Here is an 8,437-nt window from a genome sequence, read left to right as displayed (position 1 = left end):
CCCGGTGCCCGAAAGCCGGTCGTCCCGCGCCGGCCGCCGATGCCGCCGCGGCGTCCCGCGGACCCGCCGGCCGTCGGCCCGTCAGGGTCAGGACAGGATCTGGAGGACGTGGCTTCCTAGCACTCCACGACGTTGACGGCGAGGCCGCCGGTGGCGGTTTCCTTGTACTTGTCGCTCATGTCGCGGCCGGTCTCGCGCATCGTGATGATGACCTCGTCCAGCGACACCCGGTGCGTGCCGTCGCCCATCAGCGCCATCTTGGCCGCGTTCACGGCCTTGGCGGCACCGATGGCGTTCCGTTCGATGCACGGGATCTGCACCAGCCCGCCGATCGGGTCGCAGGTGAGCCCCAGGTTGTGCTCCATCGCGATTTCGGCCGCGTTTTCCACCTGGGCCGGGGTTCCGCCGAGGATTTCGGCCAGTCCCCCGGCAGCCATCGACGAGGCGGAGCCGACTTCGCCCTGGCAGCCGACCTCGGCGCCGGAGATGGAGGCCTGCTCCTTGTAGAGGACCCCGATGGCGCCGGCGGTCAACAGGAACTTCACGACCACCTTCTCCTTGTCCTCGCGGGTGGCCTGTTCCATGCCGGGTGCGTAGTGCGTGGCGTAGAACAGGACGGCGGGGATGATGCCGGCGGCCCCGTTGGTGGGCGCGGTGACCACCCGCCCGCCCGAGGCGTTCTCCTCGTTCACCGCCAGCGCCACCAGGTTGACCCATTCCTGCCAGTACTTGTGGTCCCGGTCCGGGTCTTCCTTGCGCAGCCGCTCGTGCCAGGCGGGGGCCCGACGGCGGACGTTGAGTCCGCCGGGCAGCTCGCCTTCGCGGCGGATGGCCGAGTCCTTGCACTCCTCCATCACGTTGTAAATGTGCACGAGTCCGGCCTCGATCTCTTCCCGCGGGCGGGAAACCTCCTCGTTGAGCATCATGATGTCGCTGATGGCCAGGCCGGTGCTGCGGCAGTGCTCCAGCAGCCCCGCCGCCGTGCGGAACGGGTAGGGCAACTGCTGCTTGGAGGACTCCAGCTCCTCCCGGGCGGCTTCCTCCTCGCCGCCGCGGACAATGAAGCCACCGCCCACGGAGAAGAAGGTGGCTTCGTGCAGGAGCCGTGCCTCGCCGTCGTCGTTCGATTCCAGCACCTGGAACGTCATGCCGTTGGTGTGCCGGGGCAGCACGGTCAGCGGGTGCAGCACCATGTCCTGCACCCCGTAGTCCAGCGGCCGGGCGGCGGCGCCGGGAAGTTCCGCACCCAGCCGCAGCCGGCCGGACGCGGCGATGTCTGCCAGCCGCTCCTCCACCTGGTCGGGCAGGATGTGCTCCGGTTCGAAGCCCTCCAGCCCCAGCAGCACGGCGGTGAATGTCCCGTGCCCGCGACCGGTGGCGGCGAGGGAGCCGTACAGGTCCACGCGCAGCCCGTTAACCCTGTCGAGCAGGCCGGCGTCGGCCACCTCCCGCACGAACGCGGAGGCGGCCCGCATCGGGCCGACCGTGTGCGAGCTGGAGGGACCGATGCCTACGGAGAAAAGGTCGAAAACGCCTACGGCCATGTCATCCCTTTCCTGTCTGTGTGGAGAGGTGCGGCGCCGCCGTTCCCGCGGCCGCGGGGACGGCGGCACCCTGGTAGCGGGTGAGGACTACTTTTCCCGCCGGTAGAACGGCAGCTCTACAACCTCGAACGGTTCGGGCTTGCCGCGCAGGTCAACGTCCACCCTGGTTCCGGGCTCGGCATACTCGGCGTCCACGTAGGCCAGCGCCACCGGGTAGCCGAGGGTGGGGCTGGGCTGGCCGGAGGTGACTTCGCCGATGGTCCGGCCGTCTTTCAGCACCGGGTAGTGGGAGCGGCCGGCGCGCCGGCCAACCCCCTTGAGTCCCACGAGCTTGCGGGCCGAGCCCTTCTCCTTCTGCGCCTCGAGGGCGCCGCGGCCCACGAAGTCGCCGTCCTTCTTAAGCGCCACCACGCCGCCCAGTCCGGCGTCGAACGGGCTGGTCTCGAGGGTGAGCTCGTTGCCGTACAGCGGCATGCCCGCCTCCAGCCGGAGCGAGTCGCGGCAGGCCAGCCCGGCCGGCAGCAGGTCGGCGCCCCGCCCGGCTTCCAGCAGGGCGTTCCAGAGCGCGGCCGCGTTGGTGTTCGGAACGTAGATCTCGAAGCCGTCCTCGCCGGTGTACCCGGTCCGGGCCAGCAGCAGCTTCAGCGGCGCCCCGGACACCGTGAAGTCCACCTCGTCGGCGGCGTAGTACTTCATGTCCCGCACCGTGTCATGCTGGTTGGCGGGCACCAGCTGGAGCAGGATTTCCACGGACTTCGGTCCCTGCACTGCCACCAGCGAGGTCTCGGCCGTGGCGTCCTCCACCGTGGCGTCGAAACCTTCGACCCGTGCGGCGAGTTCCGCGGCGACCGTCGGGGCGTTGCCGGCATTGGGCACCACCAGGTAACGGTCCCCGTGCTGGTCGGCGGGACGCCGGTAGATGATCAGGTCATCGATGATGCCGCCGTCGGCGTTGCAGATCAGCGAATACTTGGCCCGGCCCTCGGTGACGGCGGAGAGCTTGCCGACGAGTGCGTAGTCCAGGAACTTCCCGGCCTCCGGGCCGGTGACCCAGACTTCGCCCATGTGCGAGAGGTCGAACAGGCCGGCGCTGCTGCGCACGGCGCGGTGCTCGGCCAATTCGCTGCTGTACTTCAGCGGCATCATCCAGCCGCCGAAGTCGGTGAAGGAGGCACCCAGCCGCTCGTGTTCCTCGTAGAGCGCGGTGTGCCGGGGCATGGTGGTGGTCTCGGTAGTCATGCGGTGCTGACCTCTCTAGTTCTCGAAGGCTTCGGGCGGCGGGCAGCTGCAGATCAGGTTGCGGTCGCCGCCGGCGCCGTCGATCCGTCCGACCGGGGCGAAGTATTTGTCCACTTGCAGGCCCGGTACCGGGAAGGCGGCCTGCTCCCGGGTGTACGGCCGGTCCCAGTCGGAGCTGACCACGGCGGCGGCGGTGTGCGGGGCCAGGCGCAGCGGGCTGGCGTCGAGCGGGAAGTCGCCGGCGATCACCTGGTCGATTTCGCCCTTAATCGCGATCATCGCGTCGATAAACCGCTCAATCTCCGCCAGGTCCTCGGACTCGGTCGGCTCCACCATCAGGGTGCCGGCCACGGGGAAGGACAGGGTGGGCGCGTGGAAGCCATAGTCGATCAGGCGCTTGGCCACGTCCTCGGCGGTCACCCCCGACTTGGCGGTGAGTTCGCGCAGGTCCAGGATGCACTCGTGCGCGACCAGCCCGTCGTTGCCGGTGTAGAGCACCGGGAAGTGCTCGTTCAGCCGGGCGGCGACGTAGTTGGCGGCCAGCAGGGCGCTCTTCGTTGCCTCGGTCAGGCCCTCGGCCCCCATCATGGCCACGTAGGCCCAGGAGATCGGCAGCACGCCGGCCGAGCCGTACTCGCTGGCCGAGACGGGCACGCCCTTGCCTTCGTGTTCGGCCAGCGCGGCGTTGCCCGGCAGGAACGGCACCAGGTGTTCGGCCACCGCTACCGGCCCGACGCCGGGGCCGCCGCCGCCGTGCGGGATGCAGAAGGTCTTGTGCAGGTTCAGGTGGGAGACGTCGCCGCCGAACTTGCCCGGCTGCGCGAGTCCTACCAGCGCGTTGAGGTTGGCCCCGTCGATGTACACCTGCCCGCCGGCGGCATGGACCGCCTCGCACACGTCGCGCACATCGGCGTCGTACACGCCGTGCGTCGACGGATAGGTGATCATGATGGCCGACAGCGCGTCGGCGTGCTGGTCGATCTTCGCGCGCAGGTCGGCGTGGTCGATGGTGCCGTCCGGTGCCGTCGCGACCACTACGACCTTCATGCCGGCCAGCACGGCCGAGGCGGCGTTGGTGCCGTGCGCGGAGGCGGGGATCAGGCAGACGTCGCGCTGGTCGTCGCCGTTGGCCAGGTGGTAGCGGCGGATGGCGAGCAGGCCGGCGTATTCGCCCTGCGAACCGGCGTTGGGCTGGATGGAGACGCCGGCGTAGCCGGTGATCGCCGCGAGGCGTTCCTCCAGATCGGTGATCAGCTCTCGCCAGCCGGCGGTCTGGCTGGCCGGGGCGAACGGGTGGATGGACGCGAATTCCGGCCAGGTCATCGCCTCCATTTCCGCGGTCGCGTTCAGCTTCATGGTGCACGAGCCCAGCGGGATCATGGTCCGGTCCAGGGCCAGGTCGCGGTCCGACAGCCGGCGCAGGTAGCGCAGCATCTGGGTCTCGGAGCGGTGGCTGTGGAACACGGGATGGTCCAGGTAGGAGGAGCTGCGCAGCAGGTCGACGGGCAGTTCGAAGCCGGCGTTTCCGGCCGTTTCGGCGGTCTTGCCTGCGGCGTCCTCCACTCCGAAGGCCTCCGCGACCAGGGCGAGGTGCTCCGCCGTCGTCGTTTCATCGGCGGAAATGCCCACGTGGTCGGCGTCGATGCGGCGCAGGTTCACGCCCTTGGCCTCGGCCGCGGCGGCGATCTCGGCGGCCTTGCCCGGAGCCTTCACCGTGAGGGTGTCGAAGAACCGGTCGGCCGCCAGCGCGTACCCGGCGCCGGTGAGCACGCCGGCCAGGGTGCGGGCGGCCTCATTGGCGTGCTGCGCGATCGCCTTCAGGCCCTCGGGGCCGTGGTAGACGGCGTACATGCTGGCAACGACGGCCAGCAGTGCCTGCGCGGTGCAGATGTTGGAGGTGGCCTTCTCGCGGCGGATGTGCTGCTCGCGGGTCTGCAGCGCCAGGCGGTAGGCGGGGCGGCCGGCGTCGTCCTTCGAGACGCCCACCAGGCGGCCGGGCAAGGAGCGCTCCAGCCCCTTGCGGACGGCCATGTAGGCGGCGTGCGGGCCGCCGAAGAAGAGCGGTACGCCAAAACGCTGGGTGTTGCCGACGGCGATGTCCGCGCCCTGCTCGCCGGGCGGCGTGATCAGGGTCAGCGCCAGCAGGTCGGCGGCCACGGTGACCAAGGCGCCGCGCTCCTTGGCCTGCGCGATCACCGGAGCCTGGTCGAACACCCGGCCGGAGGCTCCCGGCTGCTGCAGCACGATGCCCGAGATGTCGCCGTCCGGCAGGCCGGCGGAGAGGTCGGCAACCTCTACGTCGAAGTCCAGCGCCTCGGCCCGGCCCTTGACGACGGCGATGGTCTGCGGCAGCAGGTCCGCGTCCAGCACGGTCTTGCCGGCGGACTTGGACTTGTTGGACCGGCGCATCAGCAGCACCGCTTCGGCCACTGCGGTGGCTTCGTCCAGCAGCGAGGCGTTGGCGATCGGCAGCGCGGTGAGGTCCTGGACCATGGTCTGGAAGTTCAGCAGCGCCTCCAGCCGGCCCTGCGAGATTTCCGGCTGGTAGGGGGTGTAGGCGGTGTACCAGGCCGGGTCCTCCACCACATTGCGGCGGATCACCGGCGGCGTGATGGTGTCGTAGTAGCCCTGGCCGATCATCTGCACGGCCGTCACGTTCTTCGCGGCGAGGGCGCGCAGGTCCCCGAGGACCTGGGACTCGCTGCGGGCGGCGGGCAGCGCCAGCGGTTCCTGCTGGCGGATGTCGGCGGGCACTGCCGCGTCCACCAGGTCGTCGATGCTGCCGTAGCCCAACTGCTTGAGCATCGTTTCCGCGTCGTTCCGGCGCGGACCGATGTGTCGGTCGGTGAAGGAGGCGCTGCCGGGTCGGGTAGCGCTGGTGGACTTAGCCGTCATGTGAGGAACTCCAGTTATCCCCGGCTGGGCGGACCATGCCGGTAGTGAAGGGTTCCTCCCCGCTCTGTGACTGAACCTGAGAGATTCCGCAGGCTGTGGCCCAGGGGCCGCCTCCTGCTTGCACCGTCGGTGAGCCGGTCCTGAACGGTCCGGCTGCTTTCCAGAGTTGCCTCTCCGCGGCGGTACAGGGGCCTGAGAGATTCCTGGGGAGGTATTGCTCCTACGGCGCCTGCTGACTGGTACCCAGCAGGACTCTCCCGCCGCATGTCGAAGGCTGTATGCAGTTGTGTCTGACTCCTTGAATGGTAGTCCAGCGGCTGGCGGGCAACAAGGCGGCGACGGTGCCGGAGCCCAGTGCAGGACCCAGGGCCAGCCCGCTAGGCTTCCCCGCGGGCGAGCATGCCCTTGACATACGCGGCCTGGCCGACGTGCTCCAGGCAGTCGTCCAGGACGCTCACCAGCCGGACGCCCAGCTTCACGTGCGGTTCCCACCGGGTATCAACAATGCGGTCCAGGTCGTCCTCGGTGAGCCCGGCCAGATAGGCCAGCGTGCCCGCATGCACGTCGTCGTAGTAGCCGCGCAGCAAGTCGGCCGATTCGACCCGGACGGACGCCACTTGTTCAGAAGTGTGGCCGTAGCCATGGTCTTTCTCGGCCAGCGGCAGGTCGAACTGCTCCGACCAGCCGGCAAGCCAGTACTGCCGGGTGCCGGCGACATCGGCAATGTGGTCGTCCTGGATCCGGGTCAAATGCCAGACGAGCCAGGCGATCGAATTGCTGTCGCCGCCGGGCCGGGCAGCCAGTTGTTCGCTATCCAAGCCGTCCAGCACCTGGTGGACGCGTTCCCGGATTCGCCCGTAGCCATCGGCCAGCAGGTCGTTGAACTTCATGGCGCCTCCTCGTGGCGGACTTTTGCGTCAGCCTACCGCCTGGTGCCGCGGCGAGGAATGCGTGCCCGTCTGCAGGCCAGCGGACGGTCCCGGTGCCGCGCATCCGCCGCCCGGACCGCCTGCCACCCGGCGGTCAACTGTAATCGGCCGTGATGGTTCGATCTCGGCCATTGAGCCGCATTGTCCCGCCGTAGGGCACGATCCATTGCGGACGGGTATGGCCGAACGGGACTCCGACGCAGACGACGGCGTGGTCGTTGTAGCGCTTCATCTCGGCGAGGACTGCATCGCGTTGCGCGGCGCGGAGCCGTGCCCGCTCCTCCGCCGGCGGGACCGTACCGTGACGGCTCACCGGCGGCCGGGCGACGAGCACGCCTTCCACGGCCGAGAGGACGCCCCGTTCCCCCAATGCCCGGACCCATCTCTTGACCCACGCTGCCGGAGGCAACTCCTCGCTGGTTTCAAAAATCAGGATCGACCCCTCGAGGGCTTCCCGAGGCGGAAGCCGGTCGGCCATGGCCAGCTGGTCGATGACTTCCAGGCACCCGCCCCAGGTGCGGCCGATCGCTTCCCGCTCCGGCCCCGCCCAGGTCCACGGCTGCGTGGGTTCCCGTTCGCCGAAGTCCACAAGGGCTTGCGGCGTCAGCCAATCCGGCCCGAAGTCCTCGGACTCGCCCGGGTCCACAATTTCCAGCTCACCGCCCGTCAACAGCGCTGCCTTCAGCGAGGCGAGGTGCTGGTCGTCAATGTGCGGCCCGGCTCCGAGGTGCACCTGGGTCGAGCCCCCGTAGTAGCCCGCTATCCCGAGCGACCACAGCCAGTTCAAGAGGTTCGTGTTGTCGCTGTAGCCCATGAAGATCTTGGGGTTCGCGGCGGCGAGGCCGGCGTCCAGATGGGGAATGAGGGCTACCTGGTCGTCGCCGCCTATGGTCGCGAGGATGGCCCGGACCGCCGGGTCGGACAAAGCGGCGTGTAGATCCGCGGCGCGTTCCGCGGCGGAAGCGCCAAGCTTCCGGGTCGTCGGGTATTCCACGGGGACCAGTCCCGTTTCGGCACTGAGTCGACGCATCGCCTGCTCGTGGACATCCGGCGCGAACCCCGGGGCAGCAAAGGACGGGGAGAGAATCGCGACCCGGTCACCGGGCTCAAGCTTGGGCGGGGACACGCGGGCATGGCTCGGCATTTCCCCATCCAACCACGGGCTGTGCCTCAGCGGCCGCTATTCATCCCGGGCCGAATCCTCCAGATAGCGGTGCCGCCCCACGATGACCAGGCCCACCGCCAGGATGAGCAAGGCACCGCCCAGCAGGCCGAAGGAGGCACCCCAGCCGCCGCTGGCCTCGCGCAGCAGCCCGAACATCAGCGGGCCGGCGCAGGCGACCGTGTAGCCGATGCCTTGCGCGAACCCGGAGAGCAGCCCCGCGCCGGCCGTGGTGCGGGTCCGGAGGTTCACCAGCAGCAGGGCCAGCGCAAAGGTGCCCTGGCCGAGCCCCGCCAGGGTGATCCACAACCAGGTGCCGAACGAGGGTGACAGCAGCAGCCCGGCGTATCCGGCCGCGTAGAAGCCGATGAACAGCAGGCCCAGGCCCAGCGGATTGCGCAGCCGCCCGGCGATCAGCGGCACCACCAACAGGCTGGTGGGCAGGCCCAGGATGGCGTAGTAGGCCAGCATGGTGCCCGCCGTCGCGGGCAACATCCCGCTGTCCACCAGCAACGGCGGCAACCACGAGAACATGGCAAACATGTTCGACAAGGTGCCGGCAAACACCAGGGCGAGGCCACAGGCGACCGACGAGCGCCAGACGCGGACCGCCGTCGTCCCGACGGAACCGGCCCGGGCTTCCGCTGCGGGCCACGAGGCTTCCGCAG

Annotated in this window: 6 protein-coding genes and 1 riboswitch; all 6 genes read right to left on the bottom strand. The window is 69.5% G+C overall.

What is annotated here, in order from left to right:
* Positions 1 to 116: 116 nt before the first annotated feature.
* Positions 117 to 1,544, bottom strand: a complete 1,428-nt coding sequence (locus tag AC5RV2_RS11915; RefSeq protein ID WP_494092502.1) for an L-serine ammonia-lyase — start codon at positions 1,542 to 1,544, stop codon at positions 117 to 119.
* A gap of 87 nt (positions 1,545 to 1,631) precedes the next feature.
* A complete protein-coding gene (gene gcvT, locus AC5RV2_RS11910; protein WP_494092501.1) occupies positions 1,632 to 2,783 on the bottom strand; it encodes a glycine cleavage system aminomethyltransferase GcvT in 1,152 nt (383 codons plus the stop codon).
* A gap of 15 nt (positions 2,784 to 2,798) precedes the next feature.
* Entirely contained in the window at positions 2,799 to 5,678 is a 2,880-nt protein-coding gene (gene gcvP, locus AC5RV2_RS11905) for an aminomethyl-transferring glycine dehydrogenase (RefSeq protein ID WP_494092500.1), read from the bottom strand.
* Positions 5,679 to 5,848: 170 nt separating this feature from the next.
* Positions 5,849 to 5,948: riboswitch (glycine riboswitch) on the bottom strand.
* A 107-nt stretch (positions 5,949 to 6,055) separates the two neighbouring features.
* Entirely contained in the window at positions 6,056 to 6,568 is a 513-nt protein-coding gene (locus AC5RV2_RS11900) for a mycothiol transferase (RefSeq protein WP_494092499.1), read from the bottom strand.
* A 133-nt stretch (positions 6,569 to 6,701) separates the two neighbouring features.
* Positions 6,702 to 7,751: a S66 family peptidase gene (locus tag AC5RV2_RS11895; RefSeq protein ID WP_494092498.1), complete on the bottom strand. Its 1,050-nt coding sequence runs from the start codon at positions 7,749 to 7,751 to the stop codon at positions 6,702 to 6,704.
* 36 nt (positions 7,752 to 7,787) lie between these two features.
* A partial coding sequence (locus AC5RV2_RS11890; RefSeq protein WP_494092497.1) for an MFS transporter occupies positions 7,788 to 8,437 on the bottom strand: 650 nt, incomplete at its 5' end.

This window comes from Arthrobacter sp. Y3225116 (genome assembly GCF_059091245.1).
Note: the sequence above shows the minus strand (reverse complement) of the source record. Positions and strands in the feature narration are given on the sequence as shown.

Coding starts and splice junctions, on each gene's coding strand:
- gcvT (WP_494092501.1), bottom strand. CDS start 2,783: ATGACTACCGAGACCACCACCATGCCCCGGCACACCGCGCTCTACGAG.
- AC5RV2_RS11895 (WP_494092498.1), bottom strand. CDS start 7,751: ATGCCGAGCCATGCCCGCGTGTCCCCGCCCAAGCTTGAGCCCGGTGAC.
- AC5RV2_RS11900 (WP_494092499.1), bottom strand. CDS start 6,568: ATGAAGTTCAACGACCTGCTGGCCGATGGCTACGGGCGAATCCGGGAA.
- gcvP (WP_494092500.1), bottom strand. CDS start 5,678: ATGACGGCTAAGTCCACCAGCGCTACCCGACCCGGCAGCGCCTCCTTC.
- AC5RV2_RS11915 (WP_494092502.1), bottom strand. CDS start 1,544: ATGGCCGTAGGCGTTTTCGACCTTTTCTCCGTAGGCATCGGTCCCTCC.